19 protein-coding genes are annotated in these 21,387 nt (G+C 35.9%); 10 read left to right on the forward strand and 9 right to left on the reverse strand.

The window, feature by feature from the left end:
* Nucleotides 1-220: 220 nt before the first annotated feature.
* From clpB to ATE47_RS14445, 6 genes are all read left to right on the forward strand, one after another.
* A complete protein-coding gene (clpB, locus tag ATE47_RS14420; protein ID WP_062162611.1) occupies nt 221-2,815 on the forward strand; it encodes an ATP-dependent chaperone ClpB in 2,595 nt (864 codons plus the stop codon).
* 221 nt (nt 2,816-3,036) lie between these two features.
* Nucleotides 3,037-3,585: a hypothetical protein gene (locus ATE47_RS14425; protein WP_062162612.1), complete on the forward strand. Its 549-nt coding sequence runs from the start codon at nt 3,037-3,039 to the stop codon at nt 3,583-3,585.
* Between the two features lie 40 nt (nt 3,586-3,625).
* Nucleotides 3,626-4,273, forward strand: coding sequence for a hypothetical protein (locus ATE47_RS14430; RefSeq protein WP_062162613.1), 648 nt, complete (start codon nt 3,626-3,628; stop codon nt 4,271-4,273).
* Complete coding sequence (locus ATE47_RS14435) at nt 4,270-5,037, forward strand: sensor histidine kinase (RefSeq protein WP_228376281.1); 768 nt, start codon at nt 4,270-4,272, stop codon at nt 5,035-5,037. The genes ATE47_RS14430 and ATE47_RS14435 overlap by 4 nt, the downstream gene beginning before the upstream one ends.
* Nucleotides 5,034-5,675, forward strand: a complete 642-nt coding sequence (locus tag ATE47_RS14440; protein ID WP_062162615.1) for a response regulator transcription factor — start codon at nt 5,034-5,036, stop codon at nt 5,673-5,675. Before ATE47_RS14435 ends, ATE47_RS14440 begins: the two co-directional genes overlap by 4 nt.
* Nucleotides 5,676-5,970: 295 nt before the next feature.
* The gene (locus ATE47_RS14445) at nt 5,971-6,957 is read left to right on the forward strand and encodes a zinc metalloprotease (protein WP_062162616.1); all 987 of its coding nucleotides are present in this window, start codon (nt 5,971-5,973) and stop codon (nt 6,955-6,957) included.
* A 53-nt stretch (nt 6,958-7,010) separates the two neighbouring features.
* On the opposite strand, the gene ATE47_RS14450 is transcribed toward ATE47_RS14445, so the two are convergent.
* From ATE47_RS14450 to ATE47_RS14490, 9 genes are all read right to left on the reverse strand, one after another.
* On the reverse strand, nt 7,011-8,873 hold the full coding sequence (locus ATE47_RS14450; RefSeq protein WP_062162617.1) for a M1 family metallopeptidase: 1,863 nt from the start codon (nt 8,871-8,873) through the stop codon (nt 7,011-7,013).
* Nucleotides 8,874-9,081: 208 nt separating this feature from the next.
* Entirely contained in the window at nt 9,082-9,909 is an 828-nt protein-coding gene (locus ATE47_RS14455; protein ID WP_062163571.1) for an endonuclease/exonuclease/phosphatase family protein, read from the reverse strand.
* 70 nt (nt 9,910-9,979) lie between these two features.
* Entirely contained in the window at nt 9,980-10,183 is a 204-nt protein-coding gene (locus ATE47_RS14460) for a hypothetical protein (protein ID WP_062162618.1), read from the reverse strand.
* A gap of 2 nt (nt 10,184-10,185) precedes the next feature.
* Nucleotides 10,186-11,442: a S8 family peptidase gene (locus ATE47_RS14465; protein WP_062162619.1), complete on the reverse strand. Its 1,257-nt coding sequence runs from the start codon at nt 11,440-11,442 to the stop codon at nt 10,186-10,188.
* A gap of 13 nt (nt 11,443-11,455) precedes the next feature.
* The gene (locus tag ATE47_RS14470) at nt 11,456-12,034 is read right to left on the reverse strand and encodes a hypothetical protein (RefSeq protein ID WP_062162620.1); all 579 of its coding nucleotides are present in this window, start codon (nt 12,032-12,034) and stop codon (nt 11,456-11,458) included.
* On the reverse strand, nt 12,034-12,756 hold the full coding sequence (locus ATE47_RS14475) for a hypothetical protein (protein ID WP_062162621.1): 723 nt from the start codon (nt 12,754-12,756) through the stop codon (nt 12,034-12,036). The genes ATE47_RS14470 and ATE47_RS14475 overlap by 1 nt, the downstream gene beginning before the upstream one ends.
* A gap of 15 nt (nt 12,757-12,771) precedes the next feature.
* Complete coding sequence (locus ATE47_RS14480; RefSeq protein WP_062162622.1) at nt 12,772-13,641, reverse strand: DUF2589 domain-containing protein; 870 nt, start codon at nt 13,639-13,641, stop codon at nt 12,772-12,774.
* Nucleotides 13,642-13,931: 290 nt separating this feature from the next.
* Nucleotides 13,932-14,813 carry an SDR family oxidoreductase gene (locus ATE47_RS14485; RefSeq protein WP_062162623.1) on the reverse strand — a complete coding sequence of 294 codons (882 nt, stop codon included), beginning with the start codon at nt 14,811-14,813 and terminating at the stop codon, nt 13,932-13,934.
* A 421-nt stretch (nt 14,814-15,234) separates the two neighbouring features.
* Nucleotides 15,235-15,648, reverse strand: coding sequence for a DUF1573 domain-containing protein (locus ATE47_RS14490; RefSeq protein ID WP_062162624.1), 414 nt, complete (start codon nt 15,646-15,648; stop codon nt 15,235-15,237).
* Between the two features lie 168 nt (nt 15,649-15,816).
* On the opposite strand from ATE47_RS14490, the gene ATE47_RS14495 reads away from it, so the two are divergent.
* The 4 genes from ATE47_RS14495 (at nt 15,817) to ATE47_RS14510 (ending at nt 21,303) form a co-directional block, all read left to right on the forward strand.
* Nucleotides 15,817-17,070 (forward strand): sensor histidine kinase, encoded by a 1,254-nt coding sequence (locus ATE47_RS14495; RefSeq protein ID WP_062162625.1) that lies wholly within the window; start codon nt 15,817-15,819, stop codon nt 17,068-17,070.
* Nucleotides 17,071-17,081: 11 nt separating this feature from the next.
* Complete coding sequence (locus tag ATE47_RS14500; protein ID WP_062162626.1) at nt 17,082-17,762, forward strand: response regulator transcription factor; 681 nt, start codon at nt 17,082-17,084, stop codon at nt 17,760-17,762.
* A 76-nt stretch (nt 17,763-17,838) separates the two neighbouring features.
* Nucleotides 17,839-20,136, forward strand: a complete 2,298-nt coding sequence (locus tag ATE47_RS14505) for a GH92 family glycosyl hydrolase (protein ID WP_082632616.1) — start codon at nt 17,839-17,841, stop codon at nt 20,134-20,136.
* Nucleotides 20,137-20,301: 165 nt separating this feature from the next.
* Nucleotides 20,302-21,303: an aldo/keto reductase gene (locus tag ATE47_RS14510; protein WP_062162627.1), complete on the forward strand. Its 1,002-nt coding sequence runs from the start codon at nt 20,302-20,304 to the stop codon at nt 21,301-21,303.
* The last annotated feature ends 84 nt before the right edge of the window (nt 21,304-21,387 follow it).

Raw genomic sequence — 21,387 nt, forward strand, 5'->3', positions numbered from 1 at the left:
GTTAAAAATACAATATTCGGAAATTTTGTCCATATTTTTTGTAAATTTAATAATTGAACAGTTTTTGCGATAAAGTAATCGAATTAAATGATAAATAATTGATAGCATTAAGAAGCTAAGCCTGAAAATTTAGTTTCTTGATGTTTTTAGAAGAATAGAATAAATTTTGGTATTAATATTTTAAATCATTAAATCTTTTAATTTTTAAATCACTTATAATATGAACTTAAATCAATATACTGTAAAATCACAAGAAGCCATCCAGGCAGCACAGCAAGTTGCAATGGAATTCGGTAACCAGCAAATAGAACCTCAACATTTACTTGAAGGAATCTTTCAGGTAGATGAAAACATATCGCCTTTTTTATTAAAAAAATCTGAAGCAGATGCCACGTTGGTAAGAGAGCGCAACCGTGAAAATTTAGAAAAGCTTCCGAAAGTACAGGGAGGAAACATTTACCTTTCACAATCAGCAAACAAAGTATTGCTTGATGCGCCTAATATCGCTAAAAAAATGGGCGACGAATATGTAACGATCGAACATTTATGGCTTTCATTGTTAGATACCAATTCAGAAGTTTCGAAGATGCTGAAAGATATGGGCGTTACGAAAAGCCTTCTGGAAGGGGGAATTAAAGAATTAAGAAAAGGAAGCAAGGCGACTTCTGCAAGCTCAGAAGAAACTTACCAATCCTTAAATAAATATGCTAAAAACTTCAACGAACTCGCTGCCGAAGGAAAATTAGATCCAGTTATCGGGCGTGATGAAGAAATCAGGAGAGTTTTGCAGATTCTTTCAAGAAGAACGAAAAACAATCCGATTCTTATTGGTGAACCGGGAGTTGGTAAAACCGCGATCGCAGAAGGAATTGCGCACAGAATTATTTCTGGAGATATTCCTGAAAATCTGATGGATAAAACGTTGTATTCATTGGATATGGGAGCGTTGATCGCCGGTGCAAAATATAAAGGAGAATTTGAAGAAAGGTTAAAATCTGTCGTAAATGAAGTCATTAAATCAGACGGACAAATTATTCTCTTCATCGATGAAATTCACACTTTGGTAGGAGCTGGAGGTGGTGAAGGTGCGATGGATGCAGCAAATATTCTGAAACCAGCTTTAGCAAGAGGAGAATTAAGAGCAATTGGAGCAACCACTTTAAATGAATATCAAAAATATTTTGAAAAAGACAAAGCACTTGAAAGACGTTTCCAGAAAGTGATGGTGGAAGAACCGGATACTGAATCCGCAATTTCGATCCTTCGTGGAATTAAAGATAAATATGAAGCGCACCACAAAGTAAGAATTAAAGACGAAGCGATCATTGCGGCAGTGGAAATGTCTCAACGATATATTTCTGACCGATTTTTACCGGATAAAGCGATTGATTTGATTGATGAAGCTTCGGCGAAGTTGAGAATGGAAATCAATTCAAAACCTGAAGAACTGGATGTTTTAGACAGGAAATTAATGCAGCTGGAAATTGAATTGGCTGCCATTTCAAGGGAGGGCAATCAAACAAAAATCGACCATTTAAAAGAAGATATTTCGAAAATTTCCGAACAGAGAAATGAAATTAATGCTAAATGGCTGAAAGAGAAACAAAAATCTGAGGATTTAACCCAGATTAAAAAAGATATTGAATCTCTGAAATTAGAAGCAGAAAGAGCTTCAAGAGCAGGAGACTACGCAAAAGTTGCTGAAATTCAGTACGGAAAAATTAAAGAGAAGGAAGATGCTTTGCAGAAACTTGAACTAGAGATGCAAAACCATCAGAATGAATTGATTAAAGAAGAAGTAACCGCAGAAAACATTTCTGAAGTCATTGGAAAGTGGACGGGGATTCCTGTTACGAAGCTTCTTCAATCCGAAAGAGAAAAATTATTACATCTTGAAACCGAACTCCACCACAGGGTTGTAGGGCAAGATGAAGCGATTCAAGCAGTTGCTGATGCAATCAGAAGAAACAGAGCGGGATTGAGCGACGAGAAAAAGCCAATCGGATCGTTCTTATTCTTAGGAACAACCGGAGTTGGAAAAACTGAATTAGCAAAGGCATTAGCTGAGTTTTTATTTGACGATGAAAACAATATGACGAGAATCGATATGAGTGAATATCAGGAAAGACACAGCGTGTCTAGGCTTGTCGGTGCACCTCCGGGATATGTTGGATATGATGAAGGCGGTCAGTTGACTGAAGCAGTGAGAAGAAGGCCTTATTCCGTGGTTCTTTTGGATGAAATTGAAAAAGCGCATCCGGATGTCTTCAATACTTTACTTCAAGTTTTGGACGACGGTCGTTTGACGGATAATAAAGGACGTGTTGTAAATTTCAAGAACTCCATTATCATTATGACCTCGAATTTAGGTTCACACTTAATTCAGGAGAATTTTGAGAATATTACAGAAGAAAATCAGGACGAAATTGTTGATAAAACAAAAGATGAAGTTTTCGATTTATTAAAACAAACGTTGCGTCCGGAATTCTTGAACAGAATTGATGAAGTGGTGCTATTCCAGCCTTTAAGAAAAAAAGAAATTGGAAAAATCGTTCAATATCAGTTGAGAGGATTTAATGATATGCTGGCAAAACGAAACATCATTATGACTGCCACTCAGGATGCTGTAGATTATTTAATGAATAAAGGTTACGATCCTGCTTTTGGGGCAAGACCTTTGAAAAGAGTAATCCAACAGGAAGTATTAAATAAATTGTCAAGAGAGATTTTGGCAGGAACCGTGAATGACGGCGATAGAATCACTTTAGATTATTTTGAAGAAACAGGTCTGGTTTTCAGACCGGCAGAAATATAAGTAGTTTTTTTTCATATATATTATTTTTGTAAGTAAGTGCTGTAGAGAAATCTGCGGCACTTATTTTTTAGTTAAAATGTGAATTATTCTTTATAATTTTAATTAAAATTTACAATCCGTAAAAATACGGTAGAGAAAGGGTGAAAAACCGTGTCCTTTTAACATAAATTTTTTCCGAAATTTGCAGTACCAACTAACATCATACTATAAAAACTAGCTTTATGAAAACAAAACAAACTTTAGACGTTGAAACACTTGAGCCAATCTCAGTGCCAAACACCATGATATGCAACTTTATCCAGACCCTGATCAACAACTACAGAAACAACCATCTGGTGTCTATTAAGGATAAATTAGGCTTTGACGATGCACATTCCATCCATTTTGATCTGCCTACACTGAAAAAATTTATTTCTGACATCGAAACTGAAACTCAAAAGAGCAATCCTACTGTTACAGAAGAAGATTTAGGAATAAGATTTTATTACGCCGCATATCCGAAAACTGCTGATTGGGAAATCATGGCAGATACGCCAATCGGGGTAGAATATGCTCAAAAACATACTTTGGTCATGATTCCTACCATGAAAATGGAAGATGAAGAAGGTGAAATATTGCCTTACGACTTCAATCCTCTGGGTTCAGGTAATAGCGGTGAAGTTTTAGCAATGGCTTCCAGCAGAAATGTCAATGACCCTGCCGAACAATCGCTTGCACAGAATCACGGGACTTTGATACCGCCGGATAGCACGAAAACAGAATTATTCTAAAATTTTAGTTAATATTACAATCAAATAAACATCAAACACAATGACTGATTTCCAAAAAATGGTATATGAATCTATGTACATTGCAGAAGGACTTGCCGCTGTAATCTCTCTTATATTTTACAAACGCATAAAAGATCAGTCATGGAAATATTTTGTGTTTTACCTGATTTTTATTTTCCTGTGCGAATCCATAGGAAAATGGGCGGGGTATTTAATTGATTATAATAAACAGGCATTTTTCAACTATTTTGTAATCCCAGTACAGTTTATATTTTTCTATTGGCTGTATGCCGCAAAATCTTTCCGGAGGCCGAAGCTTTTCATTATATTATCACTGGTTTACCTGCTTTCATTCATCCCGAGTGAATTGCTGTTTTCCTCAGATAAAGTCATGCTTTCGTTAAATTATACCTTAGGCTGTCTTATTTTAATGATCCTGGTCGTGATGGAATATTATAAACAGATTAATGATTCCGAAATCCTTAATTTTGATAAAAACAGGATGTTTTATATTAATCTTGGGGTAACTTTATTTTATATCGGAACTTTACCGTTCTGGACTTTTTTGGAGCTGATAAGGCCTTACAGAGAAATTTTTAATATCTATTTTGCTTATTTTCTGATTTCCGGAATTCTTATGTATTTATTATTCTCAATTTCATTTATATGGGGAAAACAGAGCTCTTGATAACACTCATCCTTTTCAACATATTTTTTGTGTTGTTTGTGGCCGCCATCATGGTTTATATCCGAAAATATAAGCATCGCAAAAAGGAATATTTAAATGAAATTGAAGTAAAAAACGAAATTCATAAACGTGAGCTTTTGGCCACTCAACTGGAAATCCAACAAGCAACCATGCAGCAGATCGGGCGCGAGCTTCATGATAATATCGGGCAGAAATTAACATTGGTAAGCCTTTATACACAGCAACTTCTGTATGAAAACAAAGTTCCGGAAGTCAGTGAAAGAATCGATCAGGTTTCACAAATCATCAACCAGTCGTTGCAGGATTTGAGAAGCCTTTCAAAAACTTTGACGGATGATAATATTAACCAAAAGGAAATCGTAACTTTAATACAGGAAGAAGTAGACAATACCAATTCTTTTAAAAAATGTAAAGTAAGTTTTGAGCATAATTTTAAACAGCTCGATTTAGGATTTGCCCACAAAAATGTACTTTTGAGGATAACGCAGGAATTTATTCAGAACAGCATAAAACATGCAAAATGCAAGAATATTTTCATTAACCTGAATACTTCCGAAGAATCACTTTGGGAACTGAATATCAAAGATGATGGTGTAGGATTCGACAAATCGAACATTAAATCCAACGGCATCGGACTTACCAACATGAAAAACAGAGCCGAGATCATCGGGGCAGATTTCAGTCTCGACAGTGAGAAAAGCAAGGGAACAACGCTCAATATTATTTTAAAAAGACAGCCATGAAAAAGACAATCGTAATTGTTGACGATCACGTACTTATCGCCAAAGCTTTAGAAGGAATTATTGATAATTTTAAAGAGTTTGAAGTCATCTACGTTGCCGAAAACGGAAAAGACCTCATCCAGAAATTTGAAAACAACAGCAAAGTTCCGGATATCATTTTAATGGATATCAGCATGCCGATCATGGATGGTTTTGAAACCGTTCTCTGGCTTAAGGAACACCACCCGAACATCAAAGTAATGGCGCTGAGCATGCAGGGTGACGACAAAAGTGTGATCAAAATGATCAAAAATGGAGCAAAAGGCTACTTACTGAAAAACACCCATCCGAAAGAGCTGGAAAACGCCTTAACAAAACTCAATACAGACGGATTTTTCTACCCGGAATGGGCTTCAAAGATTATTTTTTCCAATATGAATAACGAAGATTCTGCGAACAGTATAAGAATTTCCGACCGCGAAAAAGAGTTTTTGAAATACACCGTAACCGAGCTGAGCTACAAAGAAATTGCCGATAAAATGTGCTGCAGCCCAAGAACCGTGGAAAGTTACAGGGATCAGCTTTGTGATAAATTAGATCTAAAAACCCGCGTCGGACTGGCTGTTTTTGCCATTAAAAACGGTTTTGCGGAATCTTAAATTAACATTCACTTATATTTAAACTTTAAATCCTGTCTTAATTCCAAGATGGGATTTTATTTTTTAACCATAATTTAAATCACGTTTCGGAGTACTATGCAAATTTTAATAAATCATAATATTTTAAATCAAGTTTAAATTTTACATAAAAATCAGAAATAAACGAGATTGAATATAAACAAATCAATTGAAAATAAAAATAATTATTACATCCATAACATATCTTGAAAATTATTATTGCATATTAATTGAAAAAAAATTAATTTCATATTCTTAATTACAAAAAAGAGAATTTATGAAAAAACTATTATTCGGAATCCTTGCGCTGGGATTAGTATCATCTTGTAACAATGACAATTTGACCAACCAGTCTGAAGATTCATCCACAACTCCTGAATCATCAGGTTTATTCAAAAGAGGTTGTGCTTCTGAAGAAGTACGCCAGGAAGCTTTAAAAAACAATGCTCAGCTTAGGCAGAAATACGAAGCTTTGGAAGCCCATACTGAAAAGTTCATGAATGATGTAAAACTAGGAAAAGTCCTTCCCGATGGTACGGTGGAGATTCCTGTGGTTGTAAATGTTCTTTACAGAACGGCAGCAGAGAATATTTCAGATGCACAGATCCAGTCTCAGATTAATACACTGAACGCCGATTTTTCAGCCACAAATAGTGATATTAATAAAATCCCGACAGAATTTGCTGCTGTAGCCGCAGGAAACACAGGCGTAAAATTCCGTCTGGCACAGGTAAACAGAAAATCTACAACGGTAAGAAACTGGAGAACGAATGATGCAATGAAGAAAACTTCATCCAAAGGATTGGATGCTACCGACCCTACTCATTATTTTAACATTTGGGTAGTGGGAGAAATGGGAAGTGTATTAGGATACGCAACTTTCCCTGAATCTGCAGGACTTTGGAATGACGGCGTTGTAATTGCAGCCAAATATTTCGGTAATACTTCTGCAGTTCCTTATAACTTAGGAAGAACTGCGACTCATGAAGTAGGTCATTACCTGAACTTAAGACACATCTGGGGAGATGCTAATTGCGGAAATGACCTGGTAGCGGATACTCCAACACAGACTACCGCCAATTATGGTAAGCCGACTTATCCTTTGCTTAATACATGCAGCGGCGTTCAGAGATCTGTGATGTTCATGAATTATATGGACTATGTGGATGATGCAGCGATGTTTATGTTCTCAGGAGGGCAGAAAACAAGAATTCAATCTGTAATTGCTTCAGCAGGACCAAGAGCAGGATTGAGGATAAATTAAAAAGCTCAAAACATTTAATAATAAAGCCTGAGAAATTCTCAGGCTTTACTTTTTTATATATTTTTCAAATTATCTTCCGGCGTATAATCTATATAAATACCACCATCCAGATTCACAGATTTTACTTTTTTCTTAATCGGAATGGTCAGCATGGTTTGTTTTTGGTCTTTTTCCCAAACTGATGGTGAAAAATGCAGCTTTTCCACAGTTCCGTCTTCATAAGTCAACAACGCATCAAAAGGAATAGCAAAACCTCCGACATTGTCAATATTCACAGTAAGAAGATCGTTCATTTGAGAAATATTGGAGATTTTAAGATCAATATAATTGTTGGTATAAAACCAGTTGTTGAAGAACCAGTTCAGATTTTTCCCGGATCCTGTATTCATCGAATTAAAATAATCCCATGGAGTTGGGTGTTTCCCGTTCCAGTTGTTCATATAATGATGTAATGCTTTTTTAAATAAATCATCACCCAGATAATCCTTTAAAGCTAAATAAGACAAAGAAGCTTTCACATAAGAATTGTTTCCATATCCTGCTCCACTTACCTGCGTACTCATCGAAATAATTGGCTGATCCTGTTCTGCCGAAGGATCATTGATCCATCTTTTTACCCTGAAATTCTGGTAAAATTCTTTCGCCGCAGCTTCACCATTTTCATCAATCCCAATTAGATATTCCAGAGTGGTTGCCCAGCCTTCATCCATGAAAGCATACCGCGTCTCGTTAATTCCCATGTAAAAAGGAAAATACGTGTGTGCAATCTCATGATCTGCCGTCAATCTCGCATCCTGAAAATTATCCGGAATGCTGGAATCGTTGATCATCATTGGATATTCCATGTCAGCATACCCTTGAATTGCCGTCATTACATTGTACGGATATTCTATACCCGGCCAGTTTTTTGAGAACCAATCCAGGTTGTAACGCATCCAGTCTACATAATGTTCAAAATCTTTTGCTTCCGGCCTGTAACCCGCCTGAACACTGGCTCTTTTTGTTTTCAGCTGAACACTTGCCGCATCCCAGACATAATGATTGCTCAATGCAAAACAAAAATCCGTGATGTGGTTGGCCTTGAATTTCCAGACATTCCATTTATTTTGTTTGGTCACTTTTCCGGATTCCATTTCCTGTTTGGTCGCAATATGAATTACCTTATCGCTTTTTAAGGAAGCTTTATATCTTTTCAAATATTCAGGCTGCAAAACAGCATCAGGATTTAAAAAATCCCCCGTTGCCCAGACAACATAATTTTTAGGAGCCGTGATCGCAAAATTATAATCATTAAAATCATTGTAAAATTCCTGTCTATCAGAATGTGGAAGCATATCCCAACCGTTGTAGTCGTCATATACAGAGATTCTCGGGAAAGAATAGGCTACGTAAAATGTTTCGGGATCAATCTGCCCTTCCCTTCCGCTTTGTACGGATAACGGATATTCCCACTCTATTTTTATTTCTGCTTTTGCTTTAGATTTTAAAGCTGAATTTAATTTTATCTTTTCAACCGTTCCCCAATCATCACTATTTACAGTATATTTTTCACCATTTACGATAAATGATTTAATATCTAAACCTAAAGACAAAAAATCCTTGGAAACAAAACCGGATCTTGGAGATTGTGGCTTGTGAAGATTATTAACGAATCTTATGGCTAATTCATCAAGATCGTCCGGGCTGTTGTTGCTGTAGACAATTGTTTCTTTCCCTGAAACTGTTTTTGAGTTGGCGTCCACCTTTACTTCAACATTATAAATTCCCTTATTCTGCCAATAATTTTTGCCCGGTGCTCCCGACAAATCGCGGGTTCCGTTTTCGTAGGCTTTTTTAATATTTCTCGGCATATATAGTTCCTGCGCGGAAAATTGCCATGAAGCCAACAGCAATAAACCCAAAACCAATCTTTTCATTAAAATCTTTTTTATATAGGTATTAATTTAACATAAAAGTAACAAAAAACAGCAATACAATTATTGCTCGTTTGTATAATTTTTCTGATCCAAATCATTCAAAAAAGTCAGAAGGTTTGTCATCCTGAAAGTATTTAAGCAAAGTTTTAGAAATAGTATGAAATGATTCGTGCATGGATCTTTTCAGGATGACAAACGCTGTAGATAATTAAAACTGCAAATCTACCAAAACCGGGAAATGATCCGATGGATACAGCAGGTTTTCCCTTCTGTCGTTAATATGTCGGTGAGATTTTATTTTGAAACCTTTTGTAAAAATATAATCAATCCTGTCTTTTGGAACTTCATTGACATTGAATGCTGTAAAAGTTCCTTTCGGGCCGTAATGTTTCGTTTCAGAATGATAAAAAGTATCCTGCAGGTTTTGTGAAATAATTTTAATCGGTTCTGAGTCTTCCGTTAAATTAAAATCACCGCTTAAAGCTACAGGTAAATTTTTAGGATTGATTTCTTTGATTTTCTTTAAAATTAATTCTGAAGATTTTACCCTTGCAACATTTCCGATATGATCAAAATGAATGTTCAGTGCCATAAATTCTTTCTTAGATTTTTTATCCTTGAAAACAGCGTAAGTACAGATTCTATTCAAAGCAGCATCCCAGCCTTTTGAAGGTTTTTCAGGCGTTTCGGAAAGCCAGAACGTTCCTGAATTAACAATCTGCAATCTGTTTGTATCATAAAAAATAGCAGAAAACTCTCCTTTTTCCTTACCATCATCTCTTCCAACACCTACATAATCGTAATTTTTTAAACCGTTTTTAATATCCTTCATCTGATCCGGAAGTGCTTCCTGAACGCCGAAATAATCGGGATGATAGTACGTTAATAAATCTGCAACATCCTGTTTTCTGTTCGTCCACGAATTCTCTTTATCAGAATCTACATTCAGCCTGATATTGAAACTCATTACTTTAAGATCCTGAGAAAACCCCAACGCAAAAAACATCATAAATACGATTGAAAATCTGAAATTCATAACCATATATTTTAATTAACAAAGCAACAAAAATAAGACTTCTCCGGAACAGAGAAGCCTTAAATATCAATTATATTGTTAAATTATCTTTATCTTCTTCAATAGAAAGAAAATAATCCTTAAAATCTTTTGGTGAAACCGGCTTTTCACTTTCTAATTTTACTACCCCTATTGTTTTGTAGTGAGCCGCCGGTTTTATGTTTTTCTTTTTAAGTTCTGCTTCAAGATCTTTGATATTGATGTCATGTTTCAGAACTGCTAGGTATGTTTTCATGTTTAAACCTGTATTAATCCGCTTCCGATGTCACGATATTTCAATCCTTCAATCGGTTTTGCTTTGGTTTCTATCAGTTCCCAGATTTCTTTTGCAGATTTTTCGGGAAACTGCTCCATGAAAAGCGCGGCAAGTCCTGAAACATGTGGTGCAGCCATACTTGTACCGCTCATGGCGTAATAATCACTGCTTTTATTTTTTGTATTTTTGGGATACGAACTGATAATATCAACCCCTGGAGCGCAAATATTTATGCAGCCTCCTGTGGTAGGATTGAGCCCGGCATTAGAAAATTTTGCGACTTTCATTTGTCCGTCAATCGCAGCAACCGACATGATGGAAGCGGCATTGGCGGGAGAAGAAACAGGTTTCGGAATAGAAGGCCGACTGCTGTCGTTTCCGGCTGCAGCTATGATTAAACAGTTATTTTCCAACGCTCTCGCTCCTACCGTTTCAAAAAGCGGTGATGGTGCTTCATTTAATTTTACTACAGATGCTAATGACAATGATAGAATCCTGAATTTCTTGGTAATCGCCCAGTCTATCGCATCAATGACGCTGCTTGTTGTTCCTTTTCCTGCATCGGAAAGAACTTTGGCAATTTTTAAATTAACATCTTTTGCAACTCCATAACGTTTTCCGTTGTCGAGCCTGATATTTCCCGCTGCAACTCCGGCGCAATGGGTTCCGTGACCGTTGGGATCGCGGTTCCAGTCTTCCCCGCTTATGAAAGATTTTCCTTCAATTTCTCTTCCTGAAAAATCAGGATGCGAAAGCTCAAGGCCGGTATCCAGAATACAGATATCAACATCTTTTCCCGTGTACAGGGAGCTTTCGAGACCTAAAGCTTTTAAGCCCCACTCCATTTCTACCAAGGGTTTTTGAGGCAGCGGCTTATTTATAATATACTTTTCCAGCTCGGTGATTTTGCCTGCAATTTCTGCGGACTGCTTTTTCAATTCATTAATAATTGATAATTCATCTGCTGAAAAAAATTCTCTTTCTTTTTCAAAATAAACGATCGGATTCGAGTCGTTTTTTACGGCACTTTTCAGTTGTGCTTCATCCATATTTTCAACGACCAGAATGCCGAGGTTTTTGTATAAAACTCCGTTTTCATTATCAATCACTTCATAAGAACGGTTTTCAGATGAAAGAAATTCTGATGAGGTGATGGTGACCTCCAATTCATTCTCCACTTTTCTGAGGGAATTTTTCTGCTGATCATCCAAAACAACAATATATCTTTCTTTTTCCATGGCAATTTGTTTTTTAGTTTAATTTTAAAATAACTTCTTCAAGAATTAAGAAAATATCTTCCGAAATCATGGTCAGTCGTAGTTTTTTATTAATTCCGGAAATCTGCGTATTCTGATTGACCAGTGAGGTCCAGAATACTTCAATCTTAGCAACAGAATTCAGCTCCTTTACTTTGTCATCATCCAAGATTCCGTTTTGATATAAAGAAATAATTAACCCCGAAAGCAATTCTTCCGCCTCGTCGAGCTTCTTTTTTTCTTTGGCATGCATTTCCATTAAAAATCCATGAATTGTCTCCATCGCATTGAATGAAAATCCCCAAAGCGTTTCACGTTTTGCCGACGTTATTTTTTCCATCTGAACTGGATTAAAACCTCTCTTTACAGTAGAAATCATATTCATGACTTTCAACACTTCAGACTCATAAGTGGTATTTCCTTTCGATCTTAAATATTCTAAAAATTCATTAAGAAATGTCTCAAACTGCCCATCAAAATCAAAAGATTTCAACAGATAAAGCTCCTGAACTTTGTTGAAATGTTCCAGCAATTCCTGAATTTTCTGTATCGTATGATGAACGAGTTCCTGCATTACTCAAAAGTTATTTGTTCGATGGTTTTTCCGTCCTTATCCTGGTAAGAAACGATTCTGATTCCCTCTTCCTCCATTTCCACGTGAAGGTTGATGAATAATTTGTCCTTGTCTTCGGCGGAATTGGTGTTTGGATCGATATAAATGTTGTTTAATTTTGAATTAATCAAGCTGTACCTGTTCAAAACTTCTGAATAAATTTGTTTTAAAGCAGTAGATTCCTCTTCGGTTGTTGTCCCTTCTGTTGGTCTTGCCACCGGTTTTTGCGGAGTTGCGGCAATGGCTTTTGTCGGTAATGGTTTAATATCCGGAGTCTGTGTCGTGGTTTCAATTTTTGAAAGTCGGCTTGATTCCATTCCGCCACCACCTCTTACATTATTCAATATTCCTTTAAAATCGTCATTCTGAATAGTTTTTGTCGAAATCGGCTGGATGTTCAATTGTCTTTCTTTATTAATGACAAGAATTCTTTTGTTGACGTCATCAATTAATTTTGATTCATCTAAAGGAAAATTCCTGTCCGCATCAGAATCAATATCGGTGATTTTGATGGGAATATCCATTTTCACGCTCGGAAGCGAATATCGGGGAACTTTAAAATATTTTAAATACTCGTGATTAGCATATTCTTTTGCGATGGCAACCGCATTTTCGTCTGCTTTTTTACGAGCCTGAATTATCTCGTTATTGAGATAATCCAGGTAATCTGATAATTTGACCATGTCTCGTAAAAGTTTTTATTGAGCAAGCAATCCAAGAACTTTTTCCAATCCTGCAGGCATTTCGTCATTCGTAGCCTTTACTTTTACTCCAAGAGAATATTCTTTTTCCACTTTAATTCCTGTGCTTGAAGTTCTCTTGTAAGAAACGTCCACATTGAATTTCACCGGCCCGAAACCTCCTGAAGCTCCTGCTTTGATCCCGAATTCGTCGCTTACGTCTTTTGTATACGTTGAATTTAATTTTACGTTAAAATCTACATCACAAGTTTCGATTCTAAAGCTTGGAACATTCAATAATGCGATGAAAGGAACTGAAATTTCAACATCCTGCTCGATCGTAGCATCAACGTTTGGAGTTTCTTCTTCATTTTTGTACTCAGGATTCGGCACATGTTTTTTGTACTTGAATTCTGCCATACGAAGTTTGTTGTTGTCCCCGTCTTTTTCAAATCCAACTTGTTGGATGAAATTTACCGTACTGATCGCTGCATTAGACTGAGCTTTTACACAAGCATCAAGCGGTCCTCCGATGATTTTCGCGAAATCGATACTTCCTAATTCTGCCGCAAAATCTGCACTTTCCGCACCTGACGTTTTAAAAACCTGATCATCAGCAGCCATTCTTCCGGAAATCATTTTTAATATTTCTGAAGACACTCCAGCGAAAGACTTCTCCCATTTTTCATCGTAATTTTTCTTGAAGTTTTCGATGATGCTTAATAAGTCTTTGTTTGAAAGATTTGCCAGCTCAGAAGTTTCGATTCCTGAAACTTTTTCGTAAACTGCAGGGGTTAATGATTTTTCCAATCCTGTTAAAAGGTCGATCAATTCATTTTTTGATTTCTTAGTGTGGTTTGCTTCCAACACCGACTTTAATGTTTCCATGTTTTTTGTTTGTTTTGGTTATTAAAAAATTTCTACTGCAAATTTATGTCGCCTGCCAGTGAAGTATATCAGTAAATTTCCTAAACCTTAACCGTAAAATCCCCCAAAATAAAAAAGTAGATCCCGATTGAGAATCTACTTTTTATTTTAAGGTTTTACTTTCTTACAAAAACCTATTGTATTGTAGTGGCATTGTCATTCTGACAAAGGAAGAATCTCGGCATCATTTATAGAGATTCTTCATTCCACTTCGTCCTATTCAGAATGACAATAAAAACATTAATATATTGTTAATTAGACTTCTTGGCCTTAATCATTGCTTCCAATGCATCCCACATTTCCTGTGGAATAGCTTCCAGCATATTAAATTCGCCTGCACCCTGCAACCACTCTCCGCCATCAATTGTTACGACTTCACCATTTACAAAAGATGAAAAATCAGAAACGAGGTAAGCAGCAAGATTGGCCAGTTCCTGATGTTCTCCGACTCTTTTCAGCGGATTTTTTTTAGCTAAATCAAACTGATCTTTCATATCACCCGGAAGCAATCTGTCCCAAGCTCCTTTCGTAGGAAACGGTCCCGGCGCGATTGCATTAAAACGAATATTATATTTTCCCCACTCAACAGCGAGAGATCTTGTCATTGCTAAAACCCCTGCTTTTGCACAAGCTGATGGAACGACGTAAGCAGAACCTGTCCAGGCGTAAGTTGTTACAATATTTAAAACCGTACCCGAAGTTTTTGAATCAATCCAGTGTTTTCCGATAGAAAGTGTACAGTTTTTTGTTCCTTTTAAAACAATATCTAAAATAGAATCAAATGCGGAATGTGTCAATCTTTCTGTTGGAGAAATGAAATTTCCTGCTGCATTATTTAATAGAATATCGATTTTTCCGAATTCTTTTAATGTCGCTTCTTTCATCGCTTCCACCTCATCCCAATTTCTTACGTCACATGCAACGCAAAGAACTTTTCCGCCCGTTTCCTCTTCCAATTCTTTGGCTGTTCCCTGTAATTTCTCCAAATTTCTGGAAGTGATCACTACTTTTGCACCCAATTGAAGGAAATATTTGGTCATTGCCTTTCCAAGTCCGCTTCCGCCACCAGTAACGATGGCAACTTTATCTTTCAAAGCATCTTCACGCAACATCGGCTGTGTATATAGATTCATATTTTTTATTTTTCTTAAAAATAGTAAATATTGAGACGCGGTGCTTTAAAATAAGTTAAGAAATGATGCTGCAAATAATTGTTTTGATTTTAACCTTAAAGAATCAAAAGAAATGATTTATAAATAAGAATTTCAAACTTTACAAAATAGTATGGTAAGATTTGTGTGTAGATCCTTGACAGAGATGACAATTTTTCGAATATTTCCCAGTATTTAAATGAATGACTACAACCCTAGCCCCGATTGTAGCATTGTTTGAGCTCATTTTCCTGGTTTTTTGGTTGCGGCGGCTTTGCCGCCGCAACCAAAAAACCAGGAAAATAGCGAGTGCGAAAAGCGGGAAATTGCTCCTTAAAATAAATACAAAAAACAACCTGACAAAATTATCAGGCTGTTTTTATATTGAACAAGATTAAATTAATTATGAAGTCACCACAGTTCCCTTAAAAGAAAGAGTTTTTGGAGTTTTGCTGTCGCTTGTGGTAACGTTTACCGTTTTCATAAATGCACCCGGAGCTGCTGCATTATAGCTTGCTTCTACAAATCCTTTTTTTCCCGGAAGAATTGGCGTTTTTGTGTAATCTGCTGTTGTACAACCACATGATGGTGCTACATTTTCGATAACGATTGGCTTTTTCGTTGTGTTAGTAAATTCAAATCTGATTAATTTTGGTTTTCCCTGAGGAATATTTCCAACATCAATAGATTCTGATTTCCATTTGATTGCATCTGCAAGTACTTTTACGACAGGGGTTCCTTCAACAGGAAACACATTTGCGTAAAACGGAGAGAATGCCAAAACTGCTAAAAAAGCTGTAATTTTTAAATTTTTCATGATATAAATTTTTATTAATGGTTAAAAATGAAACCGATTGTTATTTTTTGATATAGCAAATGTAAAGCTGAATATTGGTGTAACTTGTTAATCGCTCTCAAACATTTGTTAACAAGTTGTTAATGATAAAAGATAAATAGATATTTTTGGATAATATTGCTTCATTAAATGGAAATAAAAAAACTCAATATTATAATAACTCTCGGGTTGATCGCTATTATCGGAATTTTGATAGCCCAACTTCTATGGACAAGACAAGCATATAATCTTGAGGATAAAAAATTTAACCAAACGGTGAACATTGCTTTGCTGGAAGTGGTTGACAAACTTTCTGGTGGGAAAACTTCTTTTAATGAAAGCCCGGTACAGAATATTTCTAATGACTATTATGTGGTAAATATCAATAATGAATTTCATCCAGCAGTATTGGAACATTATCTTAAAACTGAATTTACACGTCTGCAAATAAATACCGATTATGTTTACGCATTATACAATTGCCATAGTGACAAAATGGTTTATGGAAAATACATCTCTACTCATCAGGAAAGTCCAAATAATAAGGTTATTAAATTCCCAAAACATAAAAATCTGGTGTATTATTTTTCAATCCGTTTTCCGGATAAAACGACGTATCTGATTAGTTCGCTGCGTTTTTGGTATTTGCTGACGTTTGCTCTTATCATCATTCTTTTGGTGTATGTTTATTCTATTTATACGATTATTCAACAGAAAAAATTCTCGGAGCTGCAACGGGATTTTATCAACAATATGACCCATGAGTTCAAGACTCCTCTTTCATCCATACTTTTGGCTTCAGAAGCATTGAAAAAGCAAGAAATAATAAAGGAAAATCCTAAACTACAAACCTATATTTCGATTATCACCGATCAAAGTTACAAGCTTAATAATCATATTGAAAAAATATTGAATATTGCTAAAAATGACGCTTCGGGATTGTCATTAAAACCTCAAAGAATAATTTTATTGCCTTTTATTCAGGAAATTGCAGACACCATAAAGCAAAAGAATGAAAATCTTTCTGTCAAAATAGAAATTGACAGCAATATATCAATCATTGCAGATGAATTTCACTTTACAAATATCATTTATAATATTTTAGATAATTCTATTAAATATTGCGAAACTAAACCTGAAATTATTATTTCTTCATTTAAGGATGTAAAAGGTTTATATTTAAAATTTAAAGATAACGGGATAGGAATTCCTGCTAAAAATATTCCTCATATTTTTGATAAATTTTACCGGATCAATACAAAAAAAAGTGATGAGGTGAACGGTTTTGGACTGGGCTTATTTTATGTAAAAAAAATCGTTCAACAGCATAACTGGAAGATTTCAGTTGAAAACAACATCGATAAAGGGATTACTGTCACGCTGTTTTTACCGTCACAAAAATAATAGGGCAAATCATGGAAAAATCTAAAATTTTATATGCCGAAGATGATAAAACCATCGCTTTTCTAATTCAGGATAGTCTGGAAAATTATTATGAAATCGACTGTTATTCTGACGGGAAATCGGCACTTGAAGCATTCAATAATGGAAGTTTCGACATCTGCCTGTTAGATATCATGATGCCTGAAATGAACGGTTTTGAATTGGCACAATATATTCGCGATAAAAACTCTGAAATCCCTATCATTTTCATCTCCGCAAAAGCTTTGAAAGAAGACAGAATTAAAGGCCTGAAAATCGGAGCAGATGATTATCTGGTAAAACCATTCAGTATTGAGGAACTTATTCTTAAAATTGAAGTTTTCCTGAAACGATCAAAGAAAACAGAATCTTTTCCTCAGAAATACAAAGTCGGAAAATACAATTTCGATCCTAAAAATTACACTTTACAAGATGTAGAAAACACTATTTCGCTTACCCAAAGAGAATCCGAATTGCTTCTATATTTCATCCTCCACAAAAATACAGTCTTAAAAAGGCAGGATATTTTAAAAGCCGTTTGGGGCGACGATGATTATTTTATGGGACGAAGTCTGGATGTTTTTATTTCAAGATTGAGAAAAGTTTTTGCCAATGAACAAAATATAATCATTGAAAATCTGCACGGAATTGGTTTCCGCTTTTCTGAAAAATAATAAGTTACATTAATCAAAACAATAAAAATTATTCTTTGATTTTGATTACTTTTATCATTCGAAAATTTACGTATTCATGAAAAATTCGGGAACTTCTGTTTTTCTATTATTTTTATTATTTAATTTAAATTTTAAAGCTCAACAATTCGAAAAGCTCTATCAATATGTCAATCCATTAATCGGGACAGAAAAAATGGGACATATATATCCCGGAGCAACTGCACCTTTTGGAGCCGTACAATTAAGTCCGGAAACGGATACAATTTCTTATGACCTGAATGGAAAATACAACGGCGAAGTTTACAAATATTGCGCAGGATATCGATACGAAGATAAAACGATTGTAGGTTTCAGCTCGACTCATTTTAGTGGAACAGGTCATTCTGATTTGGGGGATTTTTTAATCGTGCCGACTGTTGGTAAACTTCAATTAAATCCCGGAACGGCTTCCAATCCTGAAAATGGCTACAGAAGCAGATTTTCACATCAAAACGAAAAAGCAGAAGCAGGTTATTATAAAGTAAAGCTTGAGGATCATAATATTTTAGCAGAATTAACGGCAACAACGAGAGTCGGAGTTCATCGCTACACTTTTCCAAAATCTGACCAGGCACATATTATTTTGGATTTGATGGCTGGAATTTACAATTATGACGGTAAAAATGTATGGACTTATGTTCGTGTTGAAAACGGAAATACAATTACTGGCTACCGTCAAACAAACGGCTGGGCAAGAACGAGAACGGTTTATTTTGCAATGAAATTCTCAAAGCCATTCAAATCTTACGGTCAGAAAAACTATGACGGAAAACAAGTTTATAATGGATTTTGGAGAAAATTTGATCAAACCAAAAACTTTCCGGAAATCGCTGGAAAAAATCTGAAAATGTATTTTGATTTTGATACGAATGAAAATGAAGCGATTGAAGTTAAGCTGGCAATTTCACCTGTTAGCCAAGCGAATGCATTGGAAAATTTAGAAACAGAAGCCGGAAATTTATCTTTCGATCAGGTCAAAGCAAAAGCTCAGGAAGACTGGAATAAGGAACTAAATAAAATCGTCATTAAAGGTTCTGAAACCGAAAAAACGAACTTTTATACCGCAATGTATCACACATTTATCAGTCCGACAACATATACGGACGTCAACGGAGAATATAAAGGTTTAGATCAAAATATTCACAAAGCGGAAGGTTTTACGAACTATACAACCTTCTCAATTTGGGACACTTATCGTGCGCTTCATCCGTTTTTTAACATTATTCAGCCGAAAAGAAATAATGACATGGTGAAATCGATGATGGCTCATTACAACCAATTTTCCATGAAAATGTTGCCGATCTGGTCACATTACGCGAATGATAATTGGTGTATGAGCGGCTATCACAGCGTGAGTGTGGTTGCAGATGCGATTATCAAAGGAAATTATGACGGCGACCCAAAAGAAGCTCTGAAAGCATGTATTGAAACGGCAAATAAAAGGGATTATGAAGGAATCGGGCAATATATAGATTTGGGATATATTCCTGCTGAAAAAAGTGGAACTTCGGTTTCCAACACCTTAGAATATGCTTATGACGACTGGGCGATTGCTCAGTTGGCGAAACATTTGGGTGAAACGGAAATTTATAATCAGTTCATCAAACGTTCTGAAAACTGGAAAAATAATTTCGATAAATCGATCGGATTCATGCGTCCTCGTTTGGCGGATGGAAGTTTTAAGAAAGATTTTAATGCATTGAGTACGCACGGACAAGGTTTTATTGAAGGAAATTCATGGAACTACAGCTTCTTCGTTCCTCAAAATCCGGATGAATTGATTCAACTAATGGGCGGAAAGAAAAAATTCGCTTTAAAATTAGACGAATTGTTCACCATGCATTTGCCCGACGAGTTTTTTGCAGACACGGAAGATATTACAAGAGAAGGAATTATCGGCGGTTACGTTCATGGAAACGAACCGGCGCATCACGTTGCTTATTTTTATAATTGGGCAGGACAGCCGTGGAAAACTCAGGCGCAGATCAGACGGATTTTAGAAATGCAATACAAAGCAACTCCTGATGGATTGGGAGGAAATGATGATGCAGGACAAATGAGTGCGTGGTATATTTTGAGTTCGCTTGGTTTTTATCCCGTTGCTCCCGGTTCGGAAGATTATGCGATTGGAAGTCCAGCGATTGACAGTGCTGTTTTAAATTTAGAAAATGGAAAAAGGTTTGAAATCGAAGCCATCAATCAGCGCCCTAAGAATGTGTATGTTGAAAAAATTCTTCTCAACGGCAAAGAAATAAAAAACTTTACACTGAAACATTCTGATATTATGAATGGTGGGAAATTGAGTTTTTATATGAGTTCTAAGGTTAGGAAATAATTTAATTTCCCACAGATTTCTCAGATTTTCACAGATGATTGCGTTATAATTTTCACAATTAGGGTTAAAGAAGTTAATCCGTAATTTAAATACGACAATCATCGTTTTGCATACATCAGACTCGTAATTTCTGCTGAATTTTGTATTGTTAAAAATCAACAGAATATGAATAAAGTAAAATTAGGAAATCAAGGATTACTCGTTCCGAATATCGGTTTGGGATGTATGGGAATGACGGGTTTTGGCGATGTGGATACTTATGGGAAAGCTGATGAAAAAGAAGCTATTGCAACCATTCACCGTTCTTTGGAATTGGGTGGAAACTTTCTGGACACTGCCGATTTGTACGGACCTTTTACGAATGAACGGTTAATTGCAAAAGCTATTGAGGGAAACCGTGACCAATATATTATTGCCACTAAATTCGGTTGGGAAATTGACGATAATGAACAAATCACCTGGAAAATTAACGGAAGCAAAAACTATGTAAAAAAAGCAGTCGAGCGTTCTCTTAAAAATCTTAAAACTGATTACATCGACCTTTATTATATGCACCGCCTGGATAAGAATATTCCTGTTGAAGAAACTGTTGGAGCGATGAGTGATTTGGTTAAGGAAGGAAAAATCGGTTACATCGGTTTGTCGGAAGTATCTTCAGAAACGGTAAAAAGAGCACACGCAATTCATCCGATTACGGCTGTACAAAGTGAATTTTCTTTATTCGAAAGAACGGTAGAAGAAAAAGGTGTAATCAAAACTTTAAATGAATTAGGAATCGGTTTTGTGGCTTATTCGCCTTTAGGACGAGGGTTTTTGTCCGGACAGATCCGTTCTATTGATGATTTGCCGGAAAATGATTTCCGCAGAGGAATTCCTCGTTTTCAGGAACAGCATTTTCATAAAAACCTTGAACTCGTAGAAGCGATTGAAGATCTTGCGAAAGAAAAAAATGTAACGTCTTCTCAATTGGCTCTAGCCTGGATCATCAGCAAGGGGATCGTTCCGATTCCCGGAACAAAACGTAGAAAATATCTTGAACAAAATATTGAAGCCGGTAACATTGTTTTAAGTGAAGCCGAACTTCAGAAGCTGGAAAGTATTGTACCGCTGGGAACGGATACAGGTGCTCCTTATGATGAATTCAGTATGGGATTGTTGGATTATTAATTTGTAACTTTAATTGTTAAAATAACTCAAACCTAACAGGTTTTTGAAACCTGTTAGGTTTTATGGCGGAATACGATCGCGCCC

It is taken from the genome of Chryseobacterium sp. IHB B 17019 (assembly GCF_001456155.1).
Classification (GTDB): Bacteria; Bacteroidota; Bacteroidia; order Flavobacteriales; family Weeksellaceae; genus Chryseobacterium.

What these genes read in the sequence shown, in the direction of transcription:
- ATE47_RS14450 (WP_062162617.1), bottom strand. Translation starts at nt 8,873, where the DNA reads ATGAAAAGATTGGTTTTGGGTTTATTGCTGTTGGCTTCATGGCAATTT.
- ATE47_RS14480 (WP_062162622.1), bottom strand. Translation starts at nt 13,641, where the DNA reads ATGGAAACATTAAAGTCGGTGTTGGAAGCAAACCACACTAAGAAATCA.
- ATE47_RS14500 (WP_062162626.1), top strand. Translation starts at nt 17,082, where the DNA reads ATGGAAAAATCTAAAATTTTATATGCCGAAGATGATAAAACCATCGCT.
- ATE47_RS14490 (WP_062162624.1), bottom strand. Translation starts at nt 15,648, where the DNA reads ATGAAAAATTTAAAAATTACAGCTTTTTTAGCAGTTTTGGCATTCTCT.
- clpB (WP_062162611.1), top strand. Translation starts at nt 221, where the DNA reads ATGAACTTAAATCAATATACTGTAAAATCACAAGAAGCCATCCAGGCA.
- ATE47_RS14455 (WP_062163571.1), bottom strand. Translation starts at nt 9,909, where the DNA reads ATGAATTTCAGATTTTCAATCGTATTTATGATGTTTTTTGCGTTGGGG.
- ATE47_RS14445 (WP_062162616.1), top strand. Translation starts at nt 5,971, where the DNA reads ATGAAAAAACTATTATTCGGAATCCTTGCGCTGGGATTAGTATCATCT.
- ATE47_RS14425 (WP_062162612.1), top strand. Translation starts at nt 3,037, where the DNA reads ATGAAAACAAAACAAACTTTAGACGTTGAAACACTTGAGCCAATCTCA.
- ATE47_RS14485 (WP_062162623.1), bottom strand. Translation starts at nt 14,813, where the DNA reads ATGAATCTATATACACAGCCGATGTTGCGTGAAGATGCTTTGAAAGAT.
- ATE47_RS14495 (WP_062162625.1), top strand. Translation starts at nt 15,817, where the DNA reads ATGGAAATAAAAAAACTCAATATTATAATAACTCTCGGGTTGATCGCT.
- ATE47_RS14475 (WP_062162621.1), bottom strand. Translation starts at nt 12,756, where the DNA reads ATGGTCAAATTATCAGATTACCTGGATTATCTCAATAACGAGATAATT.
- ATE47_RS14470 (WP_062162620.1), bottom strand. Translation starts at nt 12,034, where the DNA reads ATGCAGGAACTCGTTCATCATACGATACAGAAAATTCAGGAATTGCTG.
- ATE47_RS14430 (WP_062162613.1), top strand. Translation starts at nt 3,626, where the DNA reads ATGACTGATTTCCAAAAAATGGTATATGAATCTATGTACATTGCAGAA.
- ATE47_RS14460 (WP_062162618.1), bottom strand. Translation starts at nt 10,183, where the DNA reads ATGAAAACATACCTAGCAGTTCTGAAACATGACATCAATATCAAAGAT.
- ATE47_RS14505 (WP_082632616.1), top strand. Translation starts at nt 17,839, where the DNA reads ATGAAAAATTCGGGAACTTCTGTTTTTCTATTATTTTTATTATTTAAT.
- ATE47_RS14510 (WP_062162627.1), top strand. Translation starts at nt 20,302, where the DNA reads ATGAATAAAGTAAAATTAGGAAATCAAGGATTACTCGTTCCGAATATC.
- ATE47_RS14440 (WP_062162615.1), top strand. Translation starts at nt 5,034, where the DNA reads ATGAAAAAGACAATCGTAATTGTTGACGATCACGTACTTATCGCCAAA.
- ATE47_RS14465 (WP_062162619.1), bottom strand. Translation starts at nt 11,442, where the DNA reads ATGGAAAAAGAAAGATATATTGTTGTTTTGGATGATCAGCAGAAAAAT.